This window comes from Sulfurimonas sp., from assembly GCF_019429335.1.
GTDB lineage: Bacteria > Campylobacterota > Campylobacteria > Campylobacterales > Sulfurimonadaceae > Sulfurimonas.
Genome location: NZ_JAHYJB010000002.1, coordinates 19,728 through 44,320 on the forward strand (window position 1 = coordinate 19,728; position 24,593 = coordinate 44,320).

The following is a 24,593-nucleotide window of genomic DNA, read 5'->3' on the forward strand; positions in this document are numbered from 1 at the left end:
CATACTTAAAATAAGCTAACTTTAATCACTTTTTTTGTAACATTACGCGTCTATAACTCCATAAAAAATAGCGAGTTAAATTCTACTGGAAAACTAAGTAAAGGAATTGTATGCCTACAATTAATCAATTGATTAGAAAAGAGCGTCAAAGAGTGGTTAAAAAATCAAAATCACCTGCTCTCGTATCATGTCCACAGCGTCGTGGTGTTTGTACTCGTGTTTACACGACAACACCTAAAAAACCTAACTCGGCTTTAAGAAAAGTTGCAAAGGTTCGTTTGACTTCGGGTTTTGAAGTTATTTCATATATCATGGGAGAGGGTCACAACCTTCAAGAGCACTCAATAGTTCTAGTTCGTGGTGGTCGTATTAAAGATTTACCTGGTGTTAAGTACCATATCGTTCGTGGTGCACTTGATACTGCAGGTGTTGCTAACCGTACTGTTTCTCGTTCTAAATACGGAACAAAACGTCCTAAAAAATAGGGACTATTTTTTAGGAACCTAGACATTTATTAGTACGCGAAACGAACAAGTCCGTTTCACTGCGCTAACGCTAAGTTCACTTCAGCAGTGGGCTCATGAAACTAGTTTCATTTTGAAATTATGTTTTAGTGAAAAGCTGAAAAATATTAAGCTAACACAGGATATATCTTAAGTGATATATTTTGAGTAAATTTAAAAAAAATTGAAGTAAGGAAAATTACAAATGAGAAGAAGAAAAGCTCCCGTTCGTGAAATAATGCCAGACCCAGTTTATGGAAGCAAAGTTTTAACGAAATTTATTAACAAAATTATGTACGACGGTAAAAAAAGTACTGCTGAGAAGATTATCTACAGCGCTTTAGATATCGTAAGTTCTCGTGGAGAGAAGAGCGGTATTGATACGTTCAATGAAGCTATTGAAAAAATTAAACCTATTATTGAGGTTAAAAGTCGCCGTGTTGGTGGTGCTACTTATCAAGTTCCAGTAGAAGTGCGCCCAGTGCGTCAATTATCTCTAGCAATTAGATGGTTAGTTGATGCTTCTCGTAAAAGAAATGAGAGAACAATGGCTGAGAGATTAGCAAATGAATTTATGGATGCTTCGTCTGATAAAGGTAACGCGTTTAAGAAAAAAGAGGATACTTACCGTATGGCTGAAGCAAATAAAGCATTTGCTCACTATCGCTGGTAACAGGAAGATATTATGGCAAGAACACATAAACTAGAAGACGTAAGAAATATCGGTATTGCTGCTCACATTGATGCAGGTAAAACTACTACGACTGAGAGAATTTTATTCTATACAGGTCGTGAGCATAAAATCGGTGAGGTTCATGACGGCGCTGCTACAATGGACTGGATGGAGCAAGAACAAGAGCGTGGTATTACAATTACTTCAGCTGCAACAACATGTGAATGGGATGGTAAGCAGATTAACATCATCGACACTCCGGGCCACGTTGACTTTACTATTGAAGTTGAGCGCTCTATGCGTGTACTTGATGGTGCTGTTTCGGTTTTTTGTGCAGTTGGCGGTGTTCAGCCACAATCTGAGACTGTTTGGAGACAAAGAAATCGTTATGGCGTGCCATCGATTGTATTTGTTAACAAAATGGACAGAACGGGTGCTGATTTTTATCAAGTTGAAGCTCAAATCCGTGATCGTTTAAAAGGCAATCCGGTTCCAATTCAATTGCCAATCGGTGCAGAGGAGAATTTTGCGGGTGTTGTCGATCTTGTGAAAATGAAAGCAATCGTTTGGGATATAGATGCTGCAATGGGTTCAAACTACCATGTTGAAGAGATTCCGGCAAATATGGTTGATAAAGCTGCACGGTATCGTGAAAAAATGATTGAATCAATCTCTGAAGTTGATGGTAATGAGCATCTTGCTGAAAAGTACCTAGAGGGCGAAGAACTAACTGAAGAAGAGATTATTGCAGGAATTAAAGCTGCTACTATCGGTATGCATATCGTTCCAATGACTGCAGGTACTGCGTTTAAAAACAAAGGTGTTCAAACTCTTCTCGATGCAGTTGTTGCTTATCTTCCGGCTCCTACAGAATGTGCACCAATAACGGGAACAATGATGGATGATGAAGAACAAGAAGTTGTTGTTGCATCAACCGACAATGGGCCATTCGCATCATTGGCATTTAAAATTATGACTGACCCGTTTGTTGGAACATTGACATTTATTCGTGTTTATCGTGGTTCACTAGAGGCTGGTTCTTTTGTTCACAACTCAACAAAAGATAAAAAAGAGCGAATTGGCCGTATCGTAAAAATGCATGCTATCAAGCGTGAAGAGGTTAAAGAGGTTTATGCTGGCGAAATCGCTGCAGTTGTTGGACTTAAATACACAACAACCGGAGATACTCTGTGTGCAGAAGAGAATAAGGTAATACTAGAGCGTATGGTATTCCCTGAGCCTGTTATCTCTGTTGCAGTTGAGCCAAAAACAAAAGCTGACCAAGAGAAAATGGGTCTAGCGCTTGCTAAACTTGCTGCTGAAGATCCATCGTTTAGAGTTCATACTGATGAAGAGACAGGACAGACAATTATCTCAGGAATGGGCGAATTGCATCTTGAAATTCTTGTTGATCGCATGAAAAGAGAGTTTAAAGTAGAAGCTGAAGTTGGCGCGCCACAAGTTTCCTACCGTGAAACTATCAGAAAAGAAGTTGAGCAAGAGTATAAGTATGCAAAACAGTCTGGTGGACGCGGTGCATTTGGTCACGTATATCTCAGAATCAAGCCGGGTGCAGCTGGTACAGGTTTTGTGTTCCACAATGATATTAAGGGTGGTGTAGTTCCAAAAGAGTATATCCCTGCAGTTGAAAAAGGTTGTGCTGAAACTATGGCAAATGGTGTTCTTGCAGGTTATCCAATGGAAGATATGGACATTACTCTTTATGACGGTTCATACCATGAGGTCGACTCGAATGAGATGGCGTTTAAGCTTGCTGCTTCAATGGGCTTTAAAGAGGGTTGTAGAAAAGCAAATCCTGCTATCTTAGAGCCAATCATGAAAGTTGAAGTTGAAGTTCCTGAAGATTATATGGGTGACGTTATCGGTGACTTAAATCGTCGTCGTGGACAAATCAATGCAATGGGTGACAGAGCTGGAAACAAAATTGTTGACGCTTTTGTACCACTTGCTGAGATGTTTGGTTACTCAACTGACCTTCGTTCTGCTACACAAGGTAGAGCTACGTATGCTATGGAATTCGATCACTATGAAGAAGTTCCAAGAAATGTATCTGAAGAGATTATTAAAAAGAGAAACGGCTAGACTAAATTAACAATACTTCTTTTTAGAAGTATTGTTACCCACTTCCACAAAAAATCCATCAATTAAAATTTTATTGTTTAACTGATATCGACTATTTTATATTTCTGTTTTTTAGAAAAAGTATATATTTTAGGATAAGTCTAAATATAAGAACAACAGCATATACCGGTATTGTCCAAAGCAGTGGATGAAGATAGTTTTGCTTCTCGAGCATCAAATCAACTCTAGCTATTGGTGAACTTAGCAAATCTGAGTGCTGAATAACCGCCAAAAGCAACAAAACAACAAAAAAGTAGATGAGTTCAGTTCTTAATGTTTTAATCATTCGCAATTATATCTATTATAAGTAAAAATAAAAAATTATCACTTTATCTCTTATTTCCAGATTGCTTCTTCATATAGTTGCGGCCTGGCGTGTAGTGTGACATATGGTTTATATTGCGATTTATATGAAAGAGACGGGCAATCTTTAACATAGTATCCCAGATAAATCCACTGTTTATTGCTCTTTTTTGCAAACATTATCTGATTGTATAAGGATAGCTTTCCAAGTGAGTAGTGAGCATATTCTGGGTCATAGTAGAAGTATATTGATGATATGCCATCTTCTAAAATATCTATCAAATCAACGCCTATAAGCTTCTCCTCTGCAAAATATAATACCTCATATCCAAAATCATTGTGCGCATCCACAAATGAGCTGTAGTAGCTTTGTGCACTTGATGAAGCATGCTCCCACCCTTTTTTATCATTCATAAAGAGGTGATATTTCTCAAAGAGTTCAAGATGCTCTTTGCTGAGGGAAGGTCTTTGTATGTAGCTTTTTATATTTGCCGCTTTTCTGATTACTCTTCTTTGTGATGAGGAAAAATCAAAATTTTTAACATCAATTTTGATACTTTTACACTCATCACATGCAGTGCATATTGGCCTAAAATAGATTTTTCCAAATCTTCTGTATCCGTGCTCAATCAACTCTTGGCAATAGGAAGTCGAGCAGTTTTCAATGACTTTGTAGTGAGTCGTCTGATCTTTTTGCGCTAAATATGAACATTTATCATTAACTCTAAATTCTTTAAGTATATTCATATGTCAATAGTTAAAAATAATCCCATAATATAGGGTTTCTAAGAGATACAATTTCAATTTTAACCCCTTTTTGACCTATCTTTTCTTCCATTCTTGACTTTTCCCCCAATTTTCCATCCATTTATCTACTTCTAAAACTCTATATCTAACCTTTCCACCTTTCTTTAATTGAATAAATGGAATACGTCTATCTTTTGGCAATTCTCTATAACCTTGTTGAACTGTTTCACTATCTCCATATTTGAGAGTAAACTCTTCAATATCTACAATAGTTTTTGCTTCAACTATTTTCTGTCTTTCTAATGGACTAATTTGACTAGTCACATCTTGTCCTCTTTCATTTATCTCTATAAGCATTCTCAACATAATATCTTGTCTATCTTCTTTTGGAACATCACTATTATTTTCATTATAATCTATGATTGCGTAAAATTCTTCTTGTTGTTCTTCTGTCAAATCAAAAAATAATAATAGAGCATCTCTTAATAGAGTATTTCCATTAGAAACATTATTTTCTTCTCTATAAAAAGATTCTAAACTTGAAGTTCCATAAATTGCTTTGTTTAGTTTGTCTTGTTCAGTCATCATAGTTATCCATAAACATAATTGTTTAATTATACAGTAAAAAAAACGTCAGAATTACGTGTTTTTATTTCAACTCTATATCTTCTTGTAAAACAGAATTAAACTCTGGAGGAATCTCTCCACCACCTTTAAATTTCGACCATACTTTCAATATATCTTTTATATTAGTAGCATTTCCCATATCTAACGTAAAATCATAAGTTTTTCTCTCCATAATTTTTATTAGTTCTTCTTTAACCAACTCAATAAATTTATTCATGTCAATTTGTTTCCAGATTTTTCGTTCTGGTAATTGCGTCATTCCTTTTATATTATTAACTATTTTATATATCTTTTCTCTTTGAATTGAATACTTATTTATATACATCTCTCTTTTTTCATTCTCAACATTATTCTTTCCATCGCCTTCACGAATTTTACAATTATTCTCTCTCGATAATGTATTAGCAACAAAATCATATCCCTCTTCATTTTCCTTACCCATTAAATCTTTCTCTTGTTCTAAAATATTTACACCAATACTAATACTCTTTTTTATTTCTAATGCTTCTTTACTCTCTTCTTGTGCTAATTGAAACTTTTCATGTGCCTCGTCTGCTTTTGATTTAATTGAATTACCATCAAATTTTGACTTAGAATCTTCAATTTTCTTCTTCACTTGTTCTTTTTTAGATTGTATATCTTGTTGTATCTTCTGTTTCTCTACTTGTTTTCTCTCTTGTTCTTCTTTCAATTTATCCATAGTCTTAGTGATTTCGTCCATATTTGATATAAATGTTTCAAAGACGCTATACTTTTCCTCATTAATTGAACCATACTCTTTTCTTTTTGAATCTAATCTCTTTGAATCACTCTTTTTCAACTCTTCTAAAAATTTTTTATTCCATGTATAATTTTTAATATTATTTTTATACCACTCCATGTGGTCTTTGAACTTTTTCTCTTGTTCGTCTAAATAATATTCATGCTCTTTTCTCTTATCCTCTTTAATCCATTTCCAATAGTTTTTATTTGAAGAAATAGAATTAAGATACTCAACTTCAGAGATTGTTCCATCCTTCTTTTTAACCTTTTGAATGTTCTTAAACATAGAATGTTGTCCATCAGCATAATAATTTAAACTCTTCTCTTCGTCTTTCAAATATTCTTTTAAATGAATAGTTTCCTTGTTGTATTCTGATTCAACAATACCCATTTTCTCATCTTCTCTCTTGATTCTTGAATCTAAATATTTAACTTCATTATCTTTTCTCTCTTTTGATTTTTTAATCCATTTCATCTCTAATTTTAAGTCGTCTTGATTCTTTAAAATATTAGATTTATGTCTTCTATTCATATTTTTTAAATCTGTTCTTTTAGTATTCTGAACTTTCATAATTCCAAAAATACCTTTCATATCTTTACTTAATAATTGAATAGTTCTCATGTCTTCTTTCATTTTAGGGTCATTCATCACTTTATTCCAATGATTTTGTTTCTGAGTATTAGATTTTTTCTCTTTGAAAAATTGGTCTTGTTCTTTTTTATTTTTAAGTCCTAACTTATCTCTTGTAGATTTAGGTAATTTCTCAGCAAAATCCCTAGTCATTCCCTCTCTCAATCTCAACATATCAACAGAACCGTTTATTTTATATTTATCATTCACGGCAACATGAAGATGTATTCCTTTTTTAACACCTTTACCTTTTTTATTAGAATTTTCTTCTATACCAGCAACAAAACCATATCTTCCAAATGTTTTTTTTGTCCATGCTTCACTTTCTTCTTTAACAAGTTTTTTTTCTTCCTCATTTAATTTTTCATATAGTTCTGGATTGATTGGAGAAATAACAAAGTGTTTCAAGTCCATATTGTCAATAGATTTTTTTGATTCAAATGAATTTTCTTCTTTCTTAACATATTGAACTAAGTTCTTTGCAGAACCTTTTGTATAACTACCTCCTTTTTTAATATCTTTAAATACTGTTCCTATATTTTGAAGATTTAAACTTTCTTTTCCCCAGTTCCATTGTTTCTTATTATTGCTCATTTTGAACTTCTTCTACTTCTTCATATTTTCTAACAATTGTCTTTATCTCTCTACATTTATTTTTCATTTCATCTACATTTTTTATATTATTTAATGAATCTAAATTGATTACAGATTTCATTTCATTGAAATATAGTTCTTCTTCTTTTAAAGTTTTATTTTCAGTTTTAAGTTGTTCAATTTGACTTTTTAAATCTTCAATAGTTTCTTTATCTGTTTTAAATTGAGAATTATTTTTCTCTTTTTTTTCTTTTAAATACTCTTTCTTTTTACTATTTATTACATTACATTCTTGTTTGATTTCTTCAATAGTCATATTATTTGAAACGTCTTTATTCATTATTTGAAATAAAATTAAATTTTCAATCTCTCTTGCTATATGATTAGATAAACGATTATCTCTGTTATTAAAATGTTGTTGTAAAATATCGTTTAATACCTCATGTTTAGTTTTAAATTCTTTCTTTGATAGGTTGTCAATCTCTGTTAAATATTCTATTTGTAAATTAAATCTTTCTAACTTTTTCATCTTAATTCCTTATGTATATTCATACATTTTAAAAAAGTAAAAGATAAATAAAAATTTGAACAATTCTTTGCCATATTTGAAAAACATAGAAAACTATAAAATTATTATCTCATAAGAAAAACCTTTGTCAAATAAAGCCACGCAGTGTAGTTCCTCCTCGTATTCTCCAACTCAATTTATTGAGGACGGAGTAATACCTTTTCCTGCTGATGCTCTTATCTCTCTTTTCTCTTGTCCTAACAAAAAATTTTAATTCATAATTTCAAATTATTCTTTAAATATTTCTAATATAAGAATCAATATTTGTATTGAGAAAAACATATTTATGTAATAAAGATTTGTATATTTTTAATATGAAATATGAAGTCTTTGAGAATGGAGTTGTATATTTTTAATATAAAATGAAATTGACTTGAATACATAGGTTTTAACCTATATATATTTTATAACTTTGTAAAAGTAGTTTGTGGTTTTGTAAAAATATAATTAAATATTTTTACAAAACCACAAACTACTTTTCATAGTTTTAGTAGATTTACCATTTTTTCTATTTTTATTTATCTCAGATGTAAGATGAGATTCAAGCTCTGCTTGTAATACAGCTTCTGTAAGTTGTTTGATAAGTGGGGCTAAAACTCCATCTTTGCCATCTATTTTTGCACCTGCTTTAATTTGTTCAAGTGCATCTGTTAAATCAAGTGTTTGATTCATTGTTCAATCCTTTAGAGTAAATTCTATCAGACTGACACAAAATTTCTAACACTCCCTGTGGAATCTCATATCTTCCATCAATTCTTCCATATCTCTTATATTCTTTTTGTGCTGTAATATAGTTTTTTTTATTATGAATTTAAACATCTTATCTCCTCGTCTGAAATCTCCAAATAACTTAAATAAGTATCTATCTTTTCAATCATATATTTTTCAGATGATATTCTTCCACTTGTAAAGTCCGTTAAGTATTCATCTGGTCGTTTTTTGTTTTGTTCCTCGATTAGTTCTTTAAGTTGTTCAATTGTTTCGATACATCCTTTTTTATCTCTTTTAAGTTGTTTAATTAAATCTTGTATTTTTTCAGTTTTCATTTTCTCATTCCTTACTTGTTATATATATATTTTATAAAATAAAAATACCTTGTCAAAAAAAAAGGTATTTTTAAAAAAATTAGTTTTGCTTTCTTTGAATATGTGTCGTTCTTGAAGTAGCAGTTTTAATCTCTTTCGAATCAATATCAATCATTTCCAAATAGTCATTTGAATACTCTAATTTGAACACTTCCTGCATCTCTGGTGTCAATAGTCTAAAATCTAAATAATTGTATATATAATCAAATATAATGTCATTTTCAGATAATTTTATAATATCTGTGATTTTGAATACCCATTCTCTACATTCATTTTGATAAACTTCATATTTGAATGAATACATTTTATTTAATAACAGCTCTTGTTTAGTTCTTAGAATAATTTGATCCATTTTAGATTTTATAATATGAGTAGTTCCAAAAAAATCATTCATGGATTTTAAGCTTCTCAAGGTTAAATTTTCGTGTCTCAAACTCAATGCTTTTTCTATTTCTTGATATATTCTTAATGAATATTTAGAACGAAGATTTTTAACAATATTTATGTTTAGAGGAGTAAATTGACCATTTTGAAAAATTGCTAAATATAAAAATTCAACATCTATAGAAACATTACATCTATATTTTTTCTCTACATTCATTTTTTTAATAACAAAGTTTTTAATAGGAGAAACATTTCTATTTTCAATGCTGTCTTTTGTAGTTCTAATATAAACTACTTTTTTAGTAAATAATTTTCCTAAGACTTCTTCAAGGTCTTGAATATAATTTCCTTCTTCAACTCTCATAAACTTTTTTAAATGTCTAACATCCATTTCAAAATCAACGAAACTAACATTTCCTTCTTCGGTCTTTAAAAAAAGATGTTCAGTTCTACTCTCTTCTTCATTTAAACTAAAATGAAAAACTCCTTTACTAGTCCAAAAAAAATCTTCTTTTTTTATCTCTTTACGAATAATATGTCTTTTTTGAAGTGAATAGAAGAAGTATTCCAATAGTTTTTCTTCTTTTAATGTAATTGATACCTTATTGTTTTTTTCGTCCATATAATCCATTCTATTTATTAGTTTATTGCTTTTCGCATAATCTCCGTTTGAAATATTCATTTTAAATCCTTATTTGTTATATAAACTATTTTAAGTCTTTTTTATACTAAGTCAAAAAAAAAGGTATTTTTAAAAAAATATAAGAAAATCACTCCTAGATTAAAAGGAATCATCCACCTCTTTAGAGGTGGAAAAAATATGAATAGATATAAGTTTTGCTGCAGGGCATTAAAAATATAAATAGGGGGAACGATATATTTTTCAATGAAAATCATTTATGATTTGAAAAGAAAAATAATCGGAGGGTAGAGTAATTTTCATTTATGAAAATTATGAGGTATACTTAGTTTTTATAAAAACAAGCATTTTCAAAAAATGACTGCGTAGAGATATAATAGAGACTCTCTTCTCTATAATATAATATATAATAGAGATTTTTAGTGATTCCTCACAACAAAGGTTTTTAGGGTAATGTAGAAGATTTCAAAAAGTAAAAAAATACCTTTTTACCTATAGTTTTATACCTTTTTACCTATAGTTGATAAAATAAAAATACCTTTTTACCTATAGTTTTATACCTTTTTACCTATAGAAAAAAAACCTTTTGAGGTGGGTCTTTTAAGCTTTTGAGGTGGGTCTTTTTTTTGACATAAAATACCTTTTTATCTATACTTTTTTATACATTTTGTATATAGAAAAAATCATTATATAGCAAACTATTTAAAAACTATCTCGTATGATTTAACATTTTCAAGTAATTCAATCTCTTCTAACATTTGTTTTTTCTTTTTTATCATTTCTAATTTCTTCTTTTTAAGTTCTAATTCAAGTAGTTCTTTCTCTAAGTCTTGAAGTTCTAATTCTTCGTTTGAAAGAACATTATCTTCTTTTCGAACTTCATTTGTTTTAGTGATTTTTCCACCTCTAACAACTTCCCAATATTTAAAAAAAGCTTTTTCAACATTAGGGTATTTTAAGTCAATATAGTTAGTAATCATACCTTGTTGTTGGTGGTTTAAACACTCGTCTGCTAATCTACTATCTATATGACAATTATCTAACATAACTGACATCATAAGTCTTCTTGTATCGTGTAAAGTCAATTTATGGTTTCCATTAAATTTAACTCCAGCAAGTAAAACTAATTCGTTTAATCTATTCAATAATGTTCTAGTATTCACATTTGGAAAAATTAAACCTTCTTGATTTTTTAAAAAGTTTTCAACTTCTTTTGGAAAGGGAAAGTGATAGTAATCTCTTGTTTTTGTTATCTTTGGTGGACTAATGATTTTCGTATTATCAAAATCTATCATATGAGATTCTAATTTAGATAATTCTCCAACTCTGTGAGCTGTCATCAATAATAAATAGAACATAGATTGAATTTCAAGTGTTGTATGTTTTTTATGAGTTGGTTCAAATCTAGGAATAGCATTATAAAGTTTCTTAACTATTTCTAATGAACTATCAGGACTTATATTTGAAAGTTTTCTCTTCTTGTCTTTATTTTTAGGAATTATTAGTTTTTCAACAACATTCTCATGAATAATTTTTCTTTTAACACACTCTTCAAATAGTGGGTATAAAATTAATTTAATAAAACTCTTACTTGAATGACTTAACCTTTTCATATTTAAAAAAATATCTGATACATCCATATATGTAATTAGGCTAATTCTTTTCCACCCTATAACCTCTCTTATTCTTTTATTGTAATGAGTTGTATATGTTGTATATGTTCCTTGTTTCCAATCTCCACTATCTAATTTTAATTGACTCCATTCTTCCCATATATCATTTAAAATATCTTTTGATTTATTAAGTGGGTCTTTCCCCTCGTCAATTCTCTTTCTAACTAAAACAGTTTCGTCATATGCTTCTTGTTCTGTTTTACAACCAAAATATTTAGTGTAATTTACCTCATTATATTTAGTTCCATTATGTCGTAATCGAACCATAATATTTACAGTTCCATTCTTAAAAATTTGAGTTCTAATACCAGAGAATTTATTTTTATTTTTCAAACTATTCCTTTGTCATCTGTCTTATTAAGTTTATTTTAGTATTTAACCCCTTTTTGACCTATAAAATAGGTTTAAATAGGTTTATATAGGTTTAAACTGCTTCTTTATGAAACTTGGAAAATGATGAAAAAAGTCTTACAAATACCTACTATATGGTAGTTTGTGGAGTGTTTAGGTTAGAAAAAGAATTTAACAATATTTTCGTTCTTTAAGTATATTCATGCTGGAAGTTTGACATAATTTTCTTTATAAAAGGTATATAAAATGAGAGAGATATTTATAAAATATAAGATTGTTATTTTTCGCACGGCAGGTTCTGTTATGCTCCTCGTTGGCTTTGCACTGTTTTTTTGGATAACCCCAAAAGAGGCTATGAGCGAAAATGAGATTGCTGCTGCAAATGTAGCAAGGATGGAGGCAAGTGTTTATGGCAGCTCTTCAAGGACTAAGCAGGCTCCAAAACCTGAAACCTCTAAATTTATTGAAGAGCTAAAAAATGCACAAAAGAAGCAGGTGCAGTATTTGACAATACTAGCCATAGTTTTTGGAGTAGGCTTTTTAGCTTACAGTTTTATACCAAAACCTAAGAGTGATTCTCTAAAGAAATCTACGAGCGATTTTGAGAAATAAGCACATCCTCAATCATCTTGTCGATATCCCCGTCAAGGATGGCACTTACGTTTGAGTAGGCGATATTGCTTCTTGTATCTTTTATCTGCTGATAGGGCTGCATGACATAAGAGCGGATTTGATGTCCCCATCCAATTTCACTCTTCGCTATACCGTCAACAAGTGCTTTTTGAGCCTCTAGTTCAAGCTCATAAAGACGAGATTTTAACATTTTCATAGCAGTTGCCCTGTTTTTATGCTGGCTTCTGTCGTTTTGGCACTGTACAACCACGTTTGTTTTTATGTGGGTAATACGGATTGCCGATTCTGTTTTGTTTACATGTTGCCCGCCGGCACCGCTTGAACGGTATGTATCTACGCGTATGTCTTTATCTTCTATCTCTATGTTTATGTCGTCATCAACTTCAGGAGAGACCATGACGGAGCTGAACGAGGTGTGTCTTTTGGCGTTAGAGTCAAAAGGAGAGATACGGACTAGTCTGTGGATGCCGTTCTCCGATTTTAAATATCCGTAAGCATTCTCACCTGAAATCAGAAGGGAAACGTCTTTTATGCCTGCTTCATCGCCCACTTGATAGTCAAGAACTTCAACACTCCATCCTCGTCTCTCGGCGAATCTTTTATACATTCTAAGAAGCATGGAGGCCCAGTCTTGAGACTCTGTTCCGCCCGCTCCGGGATGTATTGACAGTATAACATTGTTGGCATCGGTCTCTTCGCTGAGAAGAACCTCAATCTCCATTGTACGGATTAGATCCTCTAACCTCTTAGCTTCGCTGAAACAGTCAACAATAGAACCTTCATCGCCCTCTTCTTTTGCCATTTCGTAAAGCTCTTTGGCATCATTGATTGCATTTTTTGCAAGGTTATATTTTTTAAGTTTGCGCTCGCATTGAGTCTTCTCTTTTTGTATAACTGCGGTATTGGCAGCATCGTTCCAAAAATCTTGCGAGTTTTCTAATTCATCTATCTCTTGAAGTCTTGCCTGAAGTTTAGCAGGCTCAATAACATCTGTAATATTGTTCATTTTTTTTGAAAGGTTTTTTAAAAGCTCTGTATATTCGTAATTATCCATAAAATTTATTCCATTGTTGTATAATTGCGATTATATTAAATTGAGGCTTAAAATGAAGATTATTTCTACCGTGCGAGAACTTAAAGAGTATTTAAAAAATATAAATCTCTCTGTAGGTTTTCAAGGAAACCAAAGTATTGGTTTTGTGCCTACAATGGGCGCTTTGCATGAGGGACATATATCATTAATAAAAAAAGCAAAAGAGCAAAATGATTTTGTTGTCGTCTCCATATTTTTAAACCCTACACAGTTCTTGAAGGGAGAAGATTTAGATAAATATCCTAAAAAGGAAGTGGCCGATACAAAGTTGTGTAAGTTAAGCGGAGTTGATGTGCTCTTCTTTCCAGATGTTGATGATATATACACAAAAGACGAGGCTTCAATTTTGGCTCCAAAGGCAAGAGGATTTGTTCTTGAGGGCGAGAGCAGACCTGGACATTTTAACGGCGTTTTAACGGTTGTCATGAAGCTCTTAAATATAGTAAATCCGACTAGAGCCTATTTTGGAAAAAAAGATGCACAGCAGTTAAACCTTATTTCTCTAATGGTTAGAGATTTTTTTATGGATGTTGAGATAGTTCCGGTAGATACTGTAAGAGAAAAGGATGGGCTTGCTCTTAGCAGCAGAAACGCATATTTAAGCAAAGAGGAGAGAGAAGAGGCTCTAAAAATAGCCACTTCACTTCGCAACGCTACTGCCATGGTAATGCGAGGAGTTCTTGACTCTAAGGAGATAACATCCAAGATGAGAGAGATTTTATCACCTATGCATATTTTTTATGTGGAGATACTAAACCGTGAGTTTAATCAAATCTCACATGTAGAGATAGGAAATACGGTAATTTTGGTTGAAGTTAGAGTGGGAACTACAAGGCTACTTGACAATATTTGGCTTTAGATAACCCTCTTCAACCATAATATCAATCGCGTTTTTAAATACAGGTACGGCTGTTTGAGAAGCAAACTGGCTTTTTTTAGGTCTTATAGCAATTGCGCCGATAGTATATCTGTTCTCTTCATCGTTGGCAAAACCAATAAAGGCGGTATTGTATTCGTTGACATATTTTCCCTCTTCAACGATATGTGCTGTTCCTGTTTTGCCTCCTACTTCAAGACCATCTGTTTTTGCCTTTACCCCAGTTCCCTCGTTTACGGTTTTGATTAGAATTTTTTTCATTCTATGCGCAGTCGAGCTCTTTATAACCTGAATCTGCTCTTCATTGGGAATCAGAATCTCTCTTTTATAGTTATCTATAAGAGAGCTTATTATTTTTGGGGTAACAATTCTTCCATTATTGTTAAAAGCGCTGTACGCACGGATGAGCTGCATAAGGTTTGCACGCATGCCGTAGCCGTAAGAACATGTTGCTTTGTAAATTTCGTTGTTTAGCTGCATAGTGCTTGGAATCGATCCTGCTCTCTCATAGACAAGGTCAGGCGTAGAGGCTTTAGAGAAGCCAAAATTTATAAGTCCTTGGTTAAACTCTGTACCTGTAAGTTTTTGAGCAAGCTGTGCTATACCGATGTTTGATGAGTGAACAATCGTATCTTCGGCACTGAGCCAGTCGAACTTATGCTCATCTGTTATAATTTTTCTCCCGATTTTGTAGCGCCCGTTATGCCCGTTTACCAAATCATAAGGGTTTACTAATCCTTTGTCTAAAAGAAGAGCGAATGTAACTGTTTTGATAACGCTTCCTGGTTCAAAGCTGTACTCTATCATCGCGCTGTTTAGTGATGGGTAGTCGCTTTTTTGTATTGATTTTGGCAAAAATCTGTTTGAGCTTGCCATAGCGACAACTTTTCCATTTGCAGAGTTCATTATCGTAATAATGACCTCTCTTGCTTGGAGTTCTTCTTTCATCGCATCAAGCATTTTTTCAATGCGTATCTGAAGCGAAACTGGAATGTTTAGCTTTATGTCATAGCCGTTGATTTCGGGTTTTGTAAAACTGTTTTTATTTAAAATAATATAGCTGTTTACATCTCTTAAGCCTTGGCTTAACTCATCCTGTTTTGCCTGAAGTTCGTTCTCAAACTTCTTCTCCAGCCCCTTGACGCCTTTTACGTAAGTATATCCATCCTCTTCTGCTTTGTGTGGATAGCCTATGATAGGTGTTAAAAGCTTGCCGTATGAGTACTCTCTGCTCTCTCCGCTTTCAATAATGCTCAGCCCATGAAGTGAAGTTTTTCCGGTTATCGAATTTTTTCTCTCAACAAAAACTTTAAGGCGTCTGAACTCATATGCCAACTGTTTTAGGTATTGAGCCTGTTTTTGGGGTATGTTGTAGCTTAAAACAACTATCCCTTTTTGCTTATTTAGTTTTTGTTCAATCTCTTTGGTGTCAATTTCCGAGTAGATGCTAAAGAGCTTTATAAACAAATCTCTCTTTTTTTCATCAATATAGTGAGTGTTAACAATAGCTTTATAAAGCTTTACGGTTGTTGCGATGTGAAAGCCATCTGCGCTAATGATTGAGCCTCTGACGGCTTTAGATGTATTTTTTGTATAAAGAGAGGGGAGGTCGCGCGGTTTTAGTGTAGTGATAAGCATAACAGCCAGAAAAAGCAAAAATCCTGCAACGAGAAGCGCATAAAGAATGGTTATTTTTTTGCTTTTATTTTGGCTGTTCATATTTTTTTGCTGTCTTGTTTTTAAAAGGGATTATAGCATTTTAACTGATGTTACGCACTGAAAACGAACTCGTCCGTTTTCAGTGGCATAGATTATAACTGTGTTCTTCCAAGCTCTTTATATGCGCTTAATGCTTTGTTTCTTATCTCAAGCATAAGTTTCATGCTTGTCTCAGCTTTTCCGATAGCGAGCGCGGCTTGATGAAGGTCTTTTACCTGTCCGCTTGCCATCTCGCCCAAAGCTTTGTCACCCTTTTCTTGAAACTCGTTTACCTCATTTAGAGCAGATTTCAGATGCTCGGCAAAACCTTCGCCACTAGCACCCTCTACGCCACCCTTTTGTTTTAATAATTCGGCGGATGAAACGCCTGAAATACCGTTAATGCCACTCATAACTTACCTCTTTTACTGCAACAGCGAAATTGCGCTGTTAGCTATATTTTTTGAACTCTCAAAAGCTGCTACGTTTGCCTGATAAGAGCGTGTTGCTTCTACTAAATCGGCCATTTCGATAACAGGATTAATATTTGGATATGCCACATAGCCGTTTGCATCAGCATCAGGATGTGCAGGGTCAAATTTCATCTTTGGCTCTCTGTCGTCGCGTGAAATTTTATCAACAATAACGCTCATTATAGCAGGATTTACTTTTTTGCCAAACGCACCCTCATTTAAAGGGTCACTGTAGCCCACGCTGTCCGTCATGCCGCTTAGTGCTTTGTTAAACTGCTCATTAAAGTCAATTGCTTTAAAGACTACCTCTTTGCGTCTGTAAGGTCCGCCCTCATCAGTTCTAGTTGTTTGCGCATTCGCAATGTTCTGAGAGATTGTGTTTACGCGAACTCTTTGGGCAGAAAGCCCGTACCCGCTGATATCAAAACTATTTAAAAAATTTGACATGTAGTAATCCTTAGCTTACTTTAGAAGATGAATCTATAACGCTTTTGTATATTTCTGAATTTTTTTTCATAGCACTGATTAAAGCGGCAAACATAATGGAGTTTTTGCTCATCTCTGTAGTCTCAACATCCAAATCAACGCTGTTGGCGTCATTTCTTGCCATGTGACCGTCTCTAAAAAACGTTTTTGCTCTGCTTGATGATTTCTCATCCTGCAGGGGTATGTGCGCTGTGTTTGTTTGAGCCATCTCTAGTTTTGGGCTGTTTTTGTTTAAAATTTTTGCTTTTTCCTGCGCTAATGCGTTTTCAAAGCTGATATCTCTTGGTCTGTAAAAAGGAGTGTCGGCATTTGCAATATTTGAAGATATCATATCTTGGCGAATTGCTCTAAAATCAAGTGCTTTTGCCGCTAATGCATGTGATGCTGAAATCTGTATGCTCATCTTAACTCCTTTGATAAAACAGTACTAGCAAATAAAGTTCCAAATTGTAGTTTTTAGGTATTTAAGCATATCTTAATCACATCTGCTTCATAATGTTTGCCAAGGTTATTAGAGTAACCCGAATTTTTGTTTTACAAGGAGTTCTTATGAAAAGAGCTGGTTTTACTATGATAGAGTTGATATTTGTTATCGTTATTTTAGGTATTTTGGCTGCGGTTGCGTTGCCAAGATTTATAGGTGTTTCTGAGCAGGCAGAGGCTGGTAAATGTCAAGCGTTTGTTGGTACACTAAATCGTACCGTTCTTCCTGCAATGTGGTCTAATATGGTTTTAAACAACCTTACTGTTGCAGAGGCTTTTACTGGTCCTTTGTTGCAAGCTCAGATAGTAGTACCAATAGAATGTGCGGATAATGCAGGAGATGATGAAGCAACAAGAGCTGCTAGTTTTATTGCTGCCGTTACAGGTCCAACTCTGTTTACAATAGAACTTGGAAATGGTAATTTTGATGTAAATGGAACTTTACCAACTCGTACAGAGTCTCCTATCCTTTCATGGACTAAGCAATAATTGCTCTCTCGTTTTCTCTCGTTCCCACGCTCCTGCGTGGGAATGCATATAAAAGTAGTTGTTTTCAAGTTATTTTAGAATAATTTTAAAATTATTACCTAAGGTTTTTTATGAACTCTTCTAGAGCTTTTACCATTATTGAGCTTATTTTTGTTATCGTTGTTTTAGGCATTTTAGCGGGGGTGGCTCTTCCAAAATTTGGCAAAACAAGAGAAATAGCAGATCTTGCCAAGGGTCGTGCGGATGTTGCAACTATTCGTACAGCTATTGTAAATGAGAGACAAACTCAGGTAATTAAAGGAAATCCTTTATATATAACAAAGCTGAGTCCGTCTACTTCGTCCACAACACTTTTTACAGGTGATGGTGTTAACAGAACACTTTTAACATATGGCATAAAAGCAGGAACAGGCTCTGGTGATTGGGCTATTACAAGTGAGAATGTTTATACATTTAAAGTCGGTTCCACAACTACAACTTTTACTTATTATCCTACTGATTCAGGCTCAAATAAAGCAGGGACTTTCGTATGTACGCCTGATACTAACGATTGTAACGCATTAGTTGACTGATAAATTTTTATTTTTTCTAAAGTATCGGACCGTCTGAAAACTTTGCACTACTACAACATAGCACTTCTTAACTCACCGCTAGAATCGTTTACATATCAATCATATAAGACAATAGAAATCGGCACAAAAGTAAAGATAAATGTGAGAAACAGGGATGCTTTTGGAGTGGTTCTATCCACATGTAAAAAACCTGAGTTTGAAACAAACGAGATTTTGGAAGTTTATGATGCTTATTACTCTGAGCAACAGCTTTTGCTTGCTAAGTTTATAGCTTCTTACTATTTTTGTTCGCTTGGTGAAGCGCTTGGGCTTATGCTGGCGTATGTGGCGACACATTCACAAGTAGAACTTGGGAACGAGAGCAAAGACTGCCACGTCGCTACGCTCCTCGCAGTGACGGACTTCGTCATTGCGAGCGAGCACAACCTCGTCATTGCGAGCGAAGCGCGGCAATCTCACAGTAACATTGTTCTCTCAGACAAACAAAAAGAGGCTTTAGCTTTTTTAAAAAAGCATAAGACCTCTCTTCTTTTTGGCGATACCGGCAGCGGAAAAACAGAAATCTACATGTACTATTTTAGTGAGATGATAGAGCAAAACAAACGCTCTATTTTTCTTATGCCTGAAATTTCTCTGACTCCGCAAATGAACCAAAGACTGCACAATCATTTTGGCGATGCAGTTGTTATGTGGCACTCAAAACTTACCCCAAAGCAGAAAAAAGAGGCGCTGGAGAAGATTTATGACGGAAGAGCAAAGATAATAGCAGGTCCCCGTTCGGCTCTGTTTTTGCCCATCAAAGAGCTAGGTCTTATAGTTGTGGATGAGGAGCATGACGACAGCTACAAGTCGTCTTCAAGACCTCGTTACAACGCAAGAGACATCGCTATATATATGGGGAAGCTCTATGACATTCCCGTTGTTTTGGGAAGTGCTACGCCAAGCTTGAGTACCTACGTAAAGTTTCCACATGTAAGACTTAAAGGGGGGTTTTATAACTCTAAAAAAGAGTTTGTTTATGAGAGGAGTGCAGAGAGTTTGTCACCTTTGATAATGGAGAGTCTAAAAAAGAGTCTCCTTGCCAAAGAGCAGACAATAGTTTTTCTCCCTACACGTGCAAATTTCAAGTATCTTATCTGCTCAGATTGCGGACATACCCATAAGTGCGTTTTTTGCAGTGTCGGAATGAGCATCCATCAAAAAACGCGCTCTCTCAAGTGCCACTACTGCAATTTTGCACAGGCAATTCCGCAGGTTTGTTCTGAGTGCAAAGGTCATAATCTCTCAAGTTCAAGGCTGGGAACCGCAGAAGCCGTTAAAGAGATAAAAGAGGCGTTTACAGATGCTGCGGTTGAGCAGTTTGACAGAGATGTTATAACTACGACAAACAAGCTAAAAAGTGCGCTAAAGAGATTTAACGACAAAGAGATTGATATCTTGGTCGGAACTCAGATGCTAAGCAAAGGGCATGACTATCATGGGGTCGCGCAGGCAATTGTTTTAGGCATGGACAACATGTTAAATATGAGCGACTACAGAGCAAGAGAAAAGGCGTTGTCAACTCTCGTCCAAGTAGCGGGGAGAAGCGGGCGAAAAGAGAGTGCAAAAGTTCTGGTGCAGAGTTTTAACGAGAGCTTTTTTAGTGCTTATGTTGATAAGTATGAGGATTTTCTAGAAGAGGAGAAAGAGTACCGCAAAGAGCTCTATCCGCCCTATAAAAAGCTTTGCCGCATACTTTTCTCACACAAAAACGGCATAAAAGCTCAGGAGGCGATGAATGAGATGCAGCAGTGTCTGAAAAATTTCTCAAACGTGGAGATAGTAGGATACGGAAAATGCGCTATTGAGAGGGTTGCGGATAAGTACAGGTTTGAGATACTTCTGCGCTCAGATAAGAGCACGGATATTATAAAAGCGATTTCTACATGTAAGAATGGTCTGGCGGAGATAGACATGGATCCTATCGAATTTGGCTAGAGAGAGTGTTGATTGTCAAAAAACCAGTAAAACGCCATCATTACGCCCGTAGTCTTCTGGTAGCTCTCGTCAAACATAAATTTTTTTGCACTCTCAAGCGGGACATAAACAACCTCTATATCCTCATCATCAAGTCCGCCGCCGTTATTTACCTTCATGGAGTCATCGCAAGCGGCGTAGTAGAGCGTTTGATGTGTTCCTGATATTCCTACGCTTGTATAAAAAGAGCTGATTTTTTGGATATTTTCTATCGGTATGTTATAACCGCACTCTTCTAAGATTTCCTCTTTTGCGATTTGGTCATGGCTTAGATTTTTATCAACTATCCCTGCACAAAGTTCGTACATCATCCCGTTTTCTCTGTTTTTGTTTAAAACTGTAGCGTGAAGCTGTTTTACAAGGATAAAAGCATTTTTTTCTCTGTGCCAAAGCAGCACTGCAACGCTATCATGCGCGATGACTGCTTCCCATACCCTATCTACACCTTTTAGAGAGTAGTTAATCAAGATGGGTTTTATAAATCTAGGATTCTCAAGATTCTGAATCGAGTTTATCTTGTACACACTGCTCCCCGTTAAAAAAGTAGCAGACGTTATCAGGCATAGAGACTCTTGTGAATTTTGTTTCGTTTGTTACATGGAGGTTGAGGCTCTGGTCGTAGTTCGATTTAAGTTTTAAAAATGCTGTTCTCTCGGTACCTTTTAGCTTCTTGGTGGCTACTTGAACGACTCTTAGAGGGTCTATTGCTCGACCGTCTTTATAGAGGCCAAAGTGAAGATGAGGGCCAGTTGAGAGTCCCGTGCTTCCTACATAGCCGATGACTTGGCCTTTTTTAACTGCAGAGCCACTCCTCAACCCTTTTTTAAAAGAGTTTTGGTGTGCATAAAGACTCAAATAACCGTTACTGTGCTCTATTTTTATCAGTTTTCCATAGCCTCTGGTTTCGCCTATAAAAGCCACTCTTCCATCTCCTGCCGCTATAATTGGGGTACCGCGCCCAGCTGCGTAGTCAACGCCTTGATGGGCGCGATATTTTTTAAGCACCGGGTGAAATCTTCTTTTTGTAAAGCGCGATGAAATTCTTGCGTTGTTAACAGGTGTTGCGAGTAAAAATCCCTCAACTTCGTTTCCATCTTGGTTGTAAAACCTGTCGTCGCTGTTTAGGTATATGAAGTGTTTTTTGCCCCTCATTTCGATCATAGCTGCCTTTAGTGTCGGCATTGAGAACGGCTTGCCTAGACGATATTTTTGCTCATACACCATAGCAAGCGTATCGCCTTTTCTGAGGTCATTTTTAAAGTTAAGGGAGTTTTGAAAACTTGAGACAAAAATCTTTGCAAGTTTTTTTGAACCTGTCTCTCTTATGATATCTAGATATGGAGAATGCTCTATTTTGAGAGTAAAAGCTTCGGTTCTCGTTTCGCTGATAATAGGGATAGTTTCAAAGAGATACTGCCCATTATTTTTGTATATATGAATTTGAAGTTCATCATTTAGAGGAATAAAAACCTGAGAAATATCTCCGTTTTTCTCTCTTGAGATTTGGCAGTGAACGCCCGATAAAATCTCTTCACTAAGCTGCTGTTCATCTCCGTCTAGATTGTAATAAAGCGGTCTTAAGGGGAGATTGTTTCTCTCTAAAAACGTCAGATAAGTCTCGCCGCTGCTCCAGCGGAATGTCTCAACGCGTGCGCCAAATAGGGATGTAGTCAAGAATAAAAGTATAAATAATCGAATCATTTGCTATAACCGTAACCATAAATTTTAAAATAATTTTTAAAACTTTAACAAAATTTGCCTTAGTGTGAGGTTTGTTTGATATAATCGCATTATATTATTTACAAAGTGAAAAAATGAAGAAAATATTTCTATTTTTATTTATATCTCTAAAGCTTTTCGGAGCGGTTGTCGAGGCCCCTATTAAAGGGATTAATGATGACGCGACAGAGGTCACTGTAGAGGTTGAGAAGATTGATGTAGGTGTGAGTGGTTTTATAGTTCATGAGATTTCGCAGGGACATACGACAATTTTAAAAAATGCCGTAGTGAAGAGTTTTGATGAGAAGAGTAAAATTGCAAAAGTCGCAATAAGCGAGTATGATGCTCTAAACAGCGGCGCTTTGCCAGATGGAAAATGGGAAGTAAAAGTCGGAGATATGGCTGTTTTGGCTTTTGGATATACAAGGGGTTTGCTGATAGCTCCAAATGAAGATATCTATTACAGAGTTACAAAAAACTCAAAATTGCAGTGGGTTCACCCTGATATTTTTGCAACCCTTTTGTCGTTTAACGGACATCCTACACCAATAAGAAGTGATTTTACCCAGATGAGCGTTGAGAGTTCTGTAGGTTTGGTGTTTATTTATTTGGACGAGAGAGTCTATACATTGGATGCAAAAAGTTTTAACATTTTAGCCATTACAGATGCAAAACTAGAGCAAAAAGAGACAAATCTTCCGTTTTATACAAGGGTTCCTAGGATTAATGCCAATTGGTGGGGAGATGGAAGCGACGAACTTGAGGAGTATGAACCTTACTACTACGAACTGATGCTAATAGCAAATCCGCAAAACAAAGAGCTTCATGAGATTCTAAAAAGCGGTAGCAAAAAACTAAAAGAATTACTTGAAGAATTTAATTCTGGAGGAATAAAACATAATAAACAAAAAGTATTTAAACCGTTTGAAGTATTTAAATCATCTGAAGAATTTAATTCCGGAGGAATAAAAAATGATAAACAAAAAGTATTTAAACCATTTTAGGAGCATTGTCGGCGAAGAAAATATCTACTACGACAAAGCGCATTTAATAGCCTACTCTTATGATGCAACACGTGAGCATTTTGAGCCTGACGCAGTTATATTTCCAAGAGATGAAGATGATATAAGCAAGATTCTAAAGTACTGCAATGAGCATAGAATCATTATAGTTCCTCGCGGTGCAGGAAGCGGTTTTACGGGCGGAGCACTTCCAAGCAGCGGCGGAATTGTGTTGGCTATGGAAAAGCATATGAATAAAATTCTAGAGATTGATATGAAAAACATGGTTGCAGTCGTTCAGCCGGGAGTTATTAACATGGATTTGCAAAAGGCAGTTGAAGAGGTGGGACTTTTCTATCCGCCAGATCCTGCTTCTCAAGAGTACTCAAGCATCGGCGGTAATGTGAGCGAAAACGCAGGCGGTATGAGAGCTGCGAAGTACGGTATTACAAAAGATTATGTCATGGCAACTCGTGCGGTACTTCCAAACGGAGATATCATTAAAGCCGGAAAGAGAACCATAAAAGATGTGGCAGGATACAATATCAGCGGCATCTTAATCGCATCAGAGGGGACTTTGGCGGTGCTTAGCGAAATAACGCTAAAACTTATCCCAAAACCGAAAATGACAAAAACTGCAATGGGTATTTTCCCGACCGTGAGTATGGCTATGGAAGCGGTCTATAAAACTATGGCAAGCGGAATTACGCCTGTTGCAATGGAATTTTTAGATAATTTAACCATAAGAGCGGTTGAGCAGACTTACAAAAAAGGGCTTCCTATTGATGCTGGTGCGCTTTTGGTGACAGATGTTGACGGAAATCTTGAAGAGGATTTGAACTATCAACTCTCCCAGATTGAGAAAGTTTTTCGCGAAAACGGATGCAGTGAGTTTAAGGTCGCAAAAGATGATAAAGAGGCAAAAGATATCTGGTTTGCAAGAAGAAACGCATCTCCTTCGCTGAGTGTTTATGGAAGCAAAAAGTTAAATGAAGACGTAACTGTTCCACGCTCTGCGCTGCCTGAGTTGTTAGAGAGATTTTATGCAATTGCCGATAAATACAATATTAAAATCCCATGCTTTGGGCATACTGGGGATGGCAATGTTCATACAAACGTAATGGTTGACGGCAAAGACCCAGAGCAGGTAAAGATTGCTTATCGGGCGATAGAAGAGGTGTTTCAGGCTACTATCGATTTAGGCGGTACACTTAGCGGAGAGCATGGCATAGGTCTTGCAAAAGCTCCCTACATGTCGATGGCGTTTACTCCCGAAGAGATGGCTCTATTTAAATCTATTAAGATGGCGTTTGACCCAAACAACATCCTTAATCCTGCAAAGATGGGATTAAATTAATAATCCCATAGAG

Annotated in this window: 25 protein-coding genes and 1 pseudogene; 10 read left to right on the forward strand and 16 right to left on the reverse strand. The window is 35.0% G+C overall.

Annotated features, from left to right (window positions below):
- The first annotated feature begins 110 nt into the window (after positions 1 to 110).
- From rpsL to fusA, 3 genes are all read left to right on the forward strand, one after another.
- Positions 111 to 485 carry a 30S ribosomal protein S12 gene (gene rpsL, locus K0A91_RS01355; protein ID WP_295007395.1) on the forward strand — a complete coding sequence of 125 codons (375 nt, stop codon included), beginning with the start codon at positions 111 to 113 and terminating at the stop codon, positions 483 to 485.
- Positions 486 to 708: 223 nt separating this feature from the next.
- A complete protein-coding gene (gene rpsG, locus K0A91_RS01360) occupies positions 709 to 1,176 on the forward strand; it encodes a 30S ribosomal protein S7 (RefSeq protein WP_295007397.1) in 468 nt (155 codons plus the stop codon).
- Positions 1,177 to 1,188: 12 nt separating this feature from the next.
- The gene (fusA, locus tag K0A91_RS01365; protein WP_295007399.1) at positions 1,189 to 3,279 is read left to right on the forward strand and encodes an elongation factor G; all 2,091 of its coding nucleotides are present in this window, start codon (positions 1,189 to 1,191) and stop codon (positions 3,277 to 3,279) included.
- Between the two features lie 91 nt (positions 3,280 to 3,370).
- On the opposite strand, the gene K0A91_RS01370 is transcribed toward fusA, so the two are convergent.
- The 9 genes and pseudogenes from K0A91_RS01370 to K0A91_RS01410 all read right to left on the reverse strand — a co-directional run bounded on the left by K0A91_RS01370 (position 3,371) and on the right by K0A91_RS01410 (position 11,665).
- Positions 3,371 to 3,604: a hypothetical protein gene (locus K0A91_RS01370; protein WP_295007401.1), complete on the reverse strand. Its 234-nt coding sequence runs from the start codon at positions 3,602 to 3,604 to the stop codon at positions 3,371 to 3,373.
- Positions 3,605 to 3,654: 50 nt separating this feature from the next.
- On the reverse strand, positions 3,655 to 4,368 hold the full coding sequence (locus K0A91_RS01375) for an arginyltransferase (RefSeq protein ID WP_295007403.1): 714 nt from the start codon (positions 4,366 to 4,368) through the stop codon (positions 3,655 to 3,657).
- 75 nt (positions 4,369 to 4,443) lie between these two features.
- Positions 4,444 to 4,956, reverse strand: a complete 513-nt coding sequence (locus K0A91_RS01380) for a hypothetical protein (protein WP_295007405.1) — start codon at positions 4,954 to 4,956, stop codon at positions 4,444 to 4,446.
- A 61-nt stretch (positions 4,957 to 5,017) separates the two neighbouring features.
- Positions 5,018 to 6,982 carry a hypothetical protein gene (locus tag K0A91_RS01385; protein ID WP_295007407.1) on the reverse strand — a complete coding sequence of 655 codons (1,965 nt, stop codon included), beginning with the start codon at positions 6,980 to 6,982 and terminating at the stop codon, positions 5,018 to 5,020.
- Positions 6,972 to 7,511: a hypothetical protein gene (locus K0A91_RS01390; RefSeq protein WP_295007409.1), complete on the reverse strand. Its 540-nt coding sequence runs from the start codon at positions 7,509 to 7,511 to the stop codon at positions 6,972 to 6,974. Before K0A91_RS01390 ends, K0A91_RS01385 begins: the two co-directional genes overlap by 11 nt.
- 516 nt (positions 7,512 to 8,027) lie before the next feature.
- A pseudogene (locus K0A91_RS01395) lies at positions 8,028 to 8,222 on the reverse strand (IS256 family transposase); the annotation flags it as partial.
- Between the two features lie 131 nt (positions 8,223 to 8,353).
- Positions 8,354 to 8,596 (reverse strand): hypothetical protein, encoded by a 243-nt coding sequence (locus tag K0A91_RS01400; RefSeq protein ID WP_295007411.1) that lies wholly within the window; start codon positions 8,594 to 8,596, stop codon positions 8,354 to 8,356.
- A gap of 79 nt (positions 8,597 to 8,675) precedes the next feature.
- Positions 8,676 to 9,701 carry a RepB family plasmid replication initiator protein gene (locus K0A91_RS01405; protein ID WP_295007413.1) on the reverse strand — a complete coding sequence of 342 codons (1,026 nt, stop codon included), beginning with the start codon at positions 9,699 to 9,701 and terminating at the stop codon, positions 8,676 to 8,678.
- 656 nt (positions 9,702 to 10,357) lie between these two features.
- Positions 10,358 to 11,665 (reverse strand): tyrosine-type recombinase/integrase, encoded by a 1,308-nt coding sequence (locus tag K0A91_RS01410; protein WP_295007415.1) that lies wholly within the window; start codon positions 11,663 to 11,665, stop codon positions 10,358 to 10,360.
- A 264-nt stretch (positions 11,666 to 11,929) separates the two neighbouring features.
- Here K0A91_RS01410 and K0A91_RS01415 point away from each other — a divergent pair, with 264 nt between their 5' ends.
- Positions 11,930 to 12,295: a hypothetical protein gene (locus K0A91_RS01415; RefSeq protein ID WP_295007417.1), complete on the forward strand. Its 366-nt coding sequence runs from the start codon at positions 11,930 to 11,932 to the stop codon at positions 12,293 to 12,295.
- On the opposite strand, the gene prfB is transcribed toward K0A91_RS01415, so the two are convergent.
- Positions 12,273 to 13,370: a peptide chain release factor 2 gene (gene prfB, locus K0A91_RS01420; protein WP_295007419.1), complete on the reverse strand. Its 1,098-nt coding sequence runs from the start codon at positions 13,368 to 13,370 to the stop codon at positions 12,273 to 12,275. The two genes, K0A91_RS01415 and prfB, sit on opposite strands and share 23 nt — an antisense overlap.
- Before the next feature lie 52 nt (positions 13,371 to 13,422).
- Here prfB and panC point away from each other — a divergent pair, with 52 nt between their 5' ends.
- A complete protein-coding gene (gene panC / locus K0A91_RS01425; RefSeq protein ID WP_295007421.1) occupies positions 13,423 to 14,268 on the forward strand; it encodes a pantoate--beta-alanine ligase in 846 nt (281 codons plus the stop codon).
- On the opposite strand, the gene K0A91_RS01430 is transcribed toward panC, so the two are convergent.
- From K0A91_RS01430 to flgB, 4 genes are all read right to left on the reverse strand, one after another.
- Complete coding sequence (locus K0A91_RS01430; protein ID WP_295007422.1) at positions 14,245 to 16,005, reverse strand: penicillin-binding protein 2; 1,761 nt, start codon at positions 16,003 to 16,005, stop codon at positions 14,245 to 14,247. The two genes, panC and K0A91_RS01430, sit on opposite strands and share 24 nt — an antisense overlap.
- Before the next feature lie 92 nt (positions 16,006 to 16,097).
- A complete protein-coding gene (fliE, locus tag K0A91_RS01435) occupies positions 16,098 to 16,397 on the reverse strand; it encodes a flagellar hook-basal body complex protein FliE (RefSeq protein WP_295007424.1) in 300 nt (99 codons plus the stop codon).
- Positions 16,398 to 16,409: 12 nt separating this feature from the next.
- Positions 16,410 to 16,904: a flagellar basal body rod protein FlgC gene (gene flgC / locus K0A91_RS01440; RefSeq protein WP_295007426.1), complete on the reverse strand. Its 495-nt coding sequence runs from the start codon at positions 16,902 to 16,904 to the stop codon at positions 16,410 to 16,412.
- 10 nt (positions 16,905 to 16,914) lie between these two features.
- Positions 16,915 to 17,346, reverse strand: coding sequence for a flagellar basal body rod protein FlgB (gene flgB, locus K0A91_RS01445; protein ID WP_295007428.1), 432 nt, complete (start codon positions 17,344 to 17,346; stop codon positions 16,915 to 16,917).
- Between the two features lie 146 nt (positions 17,347 to 17,492).
- Between flgB and K0A91_RS01450 the strand changes: the two genes are divergently transcribed.
- From K0A91_RS01450 to K0A91_RS01460, 3 genes are all read left to right on the forward strand, one after another.
- The gene (locus K0A91_RS01450; protein ID WP_295007430.1) at positions 17,493 to 17,915 is read left to right on the forward strand and encodes a type II secretion system protein; all 423 of its coding nucleotides are present in this window, start codon (positions 17,493 to 17,495) and stop codon (positions 17,913 to 17,915) included.
- A gap of 110 nt (positions 17,916 to 18,025) precedes the next feature.
- Positions 18,026 to 18,487, forward strand: a complete 462-nt coding sequence (locus tag K0A91_RS01455) for a type II secretion system protein (protein WP_295007432.1) — start codon at positions 18,026 to 18,028, stop codon at positions 18,485 to 18,487.
- Positions 18,488 to 18,529: 42 nt separating this feature from the next.
- Positions 18,530 to 20,464 (forward strand): primosomal protein N', encoded by a 1,935-nt coding sequence (locus tag K0A91_RS01460; protein WP_295007434.1) that lies wholly within the window; start codon positions 18,530 to 18,532, stop codon positions 20,462 to 20,464.
- Here K0A91_RS01460 and K0A91_RS01465 read toward each other — a convergent pair.
- Together K0A91_RS01465 and K0A91_RS01470 are read right to left on the reverse strand one after the other, a co-directional pair.
- The gene (locus K0A91_RS01465; RefSeq protein ID WP_295007436.1) at positions 20,461 to 21,027 is read right to left on the reverse strand and encodes an NUDIX hydrolase; all 567 of its coding nucleotides are present in this window, start codon (positions 21,025 to 21,027) and stop codon (positions 20,461 to 20,463) included. The two genes, K0A91_RS01460 and K0A91_RS01465, sit on opposite strands and share 4 nt — an antisense overlap.
- Positions 20,996 to 22,204 (reverse strand): peptidoglycan DD-metalloendopeptidase family protein, encoded by a 1,209-nt coding sequence (locus K0A91_RS01470; protein WP_295007438.1) that lies wholly within the window; start codon positions 22,202 to 22,204, stop codon positions 20,996 to 20,998. The genes K0A91_RS01465 and K0A91_RS01470 overlap by 32 nt, the downstream gene beginning before the upstream one ends.
- 113 nt (positions 22,205 to 22,317) lie before the next feature.
- Between K0A91_RS01470 and K0A91_RS01475 the strand changes: the two genes are divergently transcribed.
- Positions 22,318 to 23,226, forward strand: coding sequence for a plasminogen-binding N-terminal domain-containing protein (locus K0A91_RS01475; RefSeq protein WP_295007440.1), 909 nt, complete (start codon positions 22,318 to 22,320; stop codon positions 23,224 to 23,226).
- Positions 23,195 to 24,580, forward strand: coding sequence for an FAD-linked oxidase C-terminal domain-containing protein (locus K0A91_RS01480; protein WP_295007442.1), 1,386 nt, complete (start codon positions 23,195 to 23,197; stop codon positions 24,578 to 24,580). The genes K0A91_RS01475 and K0A91_RS01480 overlap by 32 nt, the downstream gene beginning before the upstream one ends.
- The last annotated feature ends 13 nt before the right edge of the window (positions 24,581 to 24,593 follow it).

What these genes read in the sequence shown, in the direction of transcription:
- flgC (WP_295007426.1), bottom strand. Translation starts at nt 16,904, where the DNA reads ATGTCAAATTTTTTAAATAGTTTTGATATCAGCGGGTACGGGCTTTCT.
- rpsG (WP_295007397.1), top strand. Translation starts at nt 709, where the DNA reads ATGAGAAGAAGAAAAGCTCCCGTTCGTGAAATAATGCCAGACCCAGTT.
- K0A91_RS01390 (WP_295007409.1), bottom strand. Translation starts at nt 7,511, where the DNA reads ATGAAAAAGTTAGAAAGATTTAATTTACAAATAGAATATTTAACAGAG.
- fliE (WP_295007424.1), bottom strand. Translation starts at nt 16,397, where the DNA reads ATGAGTGGCATTAACGGTATTTCAGGCGTTTCATCCGCCGAATTATTA.
- panC (WP_295007421.1), top strand. Translation starts at nt 13,423, where the DNA reads ATGAAGATTATTTCTACCGTGCGAGAACTTAAAGAGTATTTAAAAAAT.
- flgB (WP_295007428.1), bottom strand. Translation starts at nt 17,346, where the DNA reads ATGAGCATACAGATTTCAGCATCACATGCATTAGCGGCAAAAGCACTT.
- K0A91_RS01385 (WP_295007407.1), bottom strand. Translation starts at nt 6,982, where the DNA reads ATGAGCAATAATAAGAAACAATGGAACTGGGGAAAAGAAAGTTTAAAT.
- K0A91_RS01400 (WP_295007411.1), bottom strand. Translation starts at nt 8,596, where the DNA reads ATGAAAACTGAAAAAATACAAGATTTAATTAAACAACTTAAAAGAGAT.
- rpsL (WP_295007395.1), top strand. Translation starts at nt 111, where the DNA reads ATGCCTACAATTAATCAATTGATTAGAAAAGAGCGTCAAAGAGTGGTT.
- prfB (WP_295007419.1), bottom strand. Translation starts at nt 13,370, where the DNA reads ATGGATAATTACGAATATACAGAGCTTTTAAAAAACCTTTCAAAAAAA.
- K0A91_RS01450 (WP_295007430.1), top strand. Translation starts at nt 17,493, where the DNA reads ATGAAAAGAGCTGGTTTTACTATGATAGAGTTGATATTTGTTATCGTT.
- K0A91_RS01470 (WP_295007438.1), bottom strand. Translation starts at nt 22,204, where the DNA reads ATGATTCGATTATTTATACTTTTATTCTTGACTACATCCCTATTTGGC.
- fusA (WP_295007399.1), top strand. Translation starts at nt 1,189, where the DNA reads ATGGCAAGAACACATAAACTAGAAGACGTAAGAAATATCGGTATTGCT.
- K0A91_RS01380 (WP_295007405.1), bottom strand. Translation starts at nt 4,956, where the DNA reads ATGATGACTGAACAAGACAAACTAAACAAAGCAATTTATGGAACTTCA.
- K0A91_RS01475 (WP_295007440.1), top strand. Translation starts at nt 22,318, where the DNA reads ATGAAGAAAATATTTCTATTTTTATTTATATCTCTAAAGCTTTTCGGA.
- K0A91_RS01370 (WP_295007401.1), bottom strand. Translation starts at nt 3,604, where the DNA reads ATGATTAAAACATTAAGAACTGAACTCATCTACTTTTTTGTTGTTTTG.
- K0A91_RS01405 (WP_295007413.1), bottom strand. Translation starts at nt 9,701, where the DNA reads ATGAATATTTCAAACGGAGATTATGCGAAAAGCAATAAACTAATAAAT.
- K0A91_RS01415 (WP_295007417.1), top strand. Translation starts at nt 11,930, where the DNA reads ATGAGAGAGATATTTATAAAATATAAGATTGTTATTTTTCGCACGGCA.
- K0A91_RS01480 (WP_295007442.1), top strand. Translation starts at nt 23,195, where the DNA reads ATGATAAACAAAAAGTATTTAAACCATTTTAGGAGCATTGTCGGCGAA.
- K0A91_RS01430 (WP_295007422.1), bottom strand. Translation starts at nt 16,005, where the DNA reads ATGAACAGCCAAAATAAAAGCAAAAAAATAACCATTCTTTATGCGCTT.
- K0A91_RS01375 (WP_295007403.1), bottom strand. Translation starts at nt 4,368, where the DNA reads ATGAATATACTTAAAGAATTTAGAGTTAATGATAAATGTTCATATTTA.
- K0A91_RS01455 (WP_295007432.1), top strand. Translation starts at nt 18,026, where the DNA reads ATGAACTCTTCTAGAGCTTTTACCATTATTGAGCTTATTTTTGTTATC.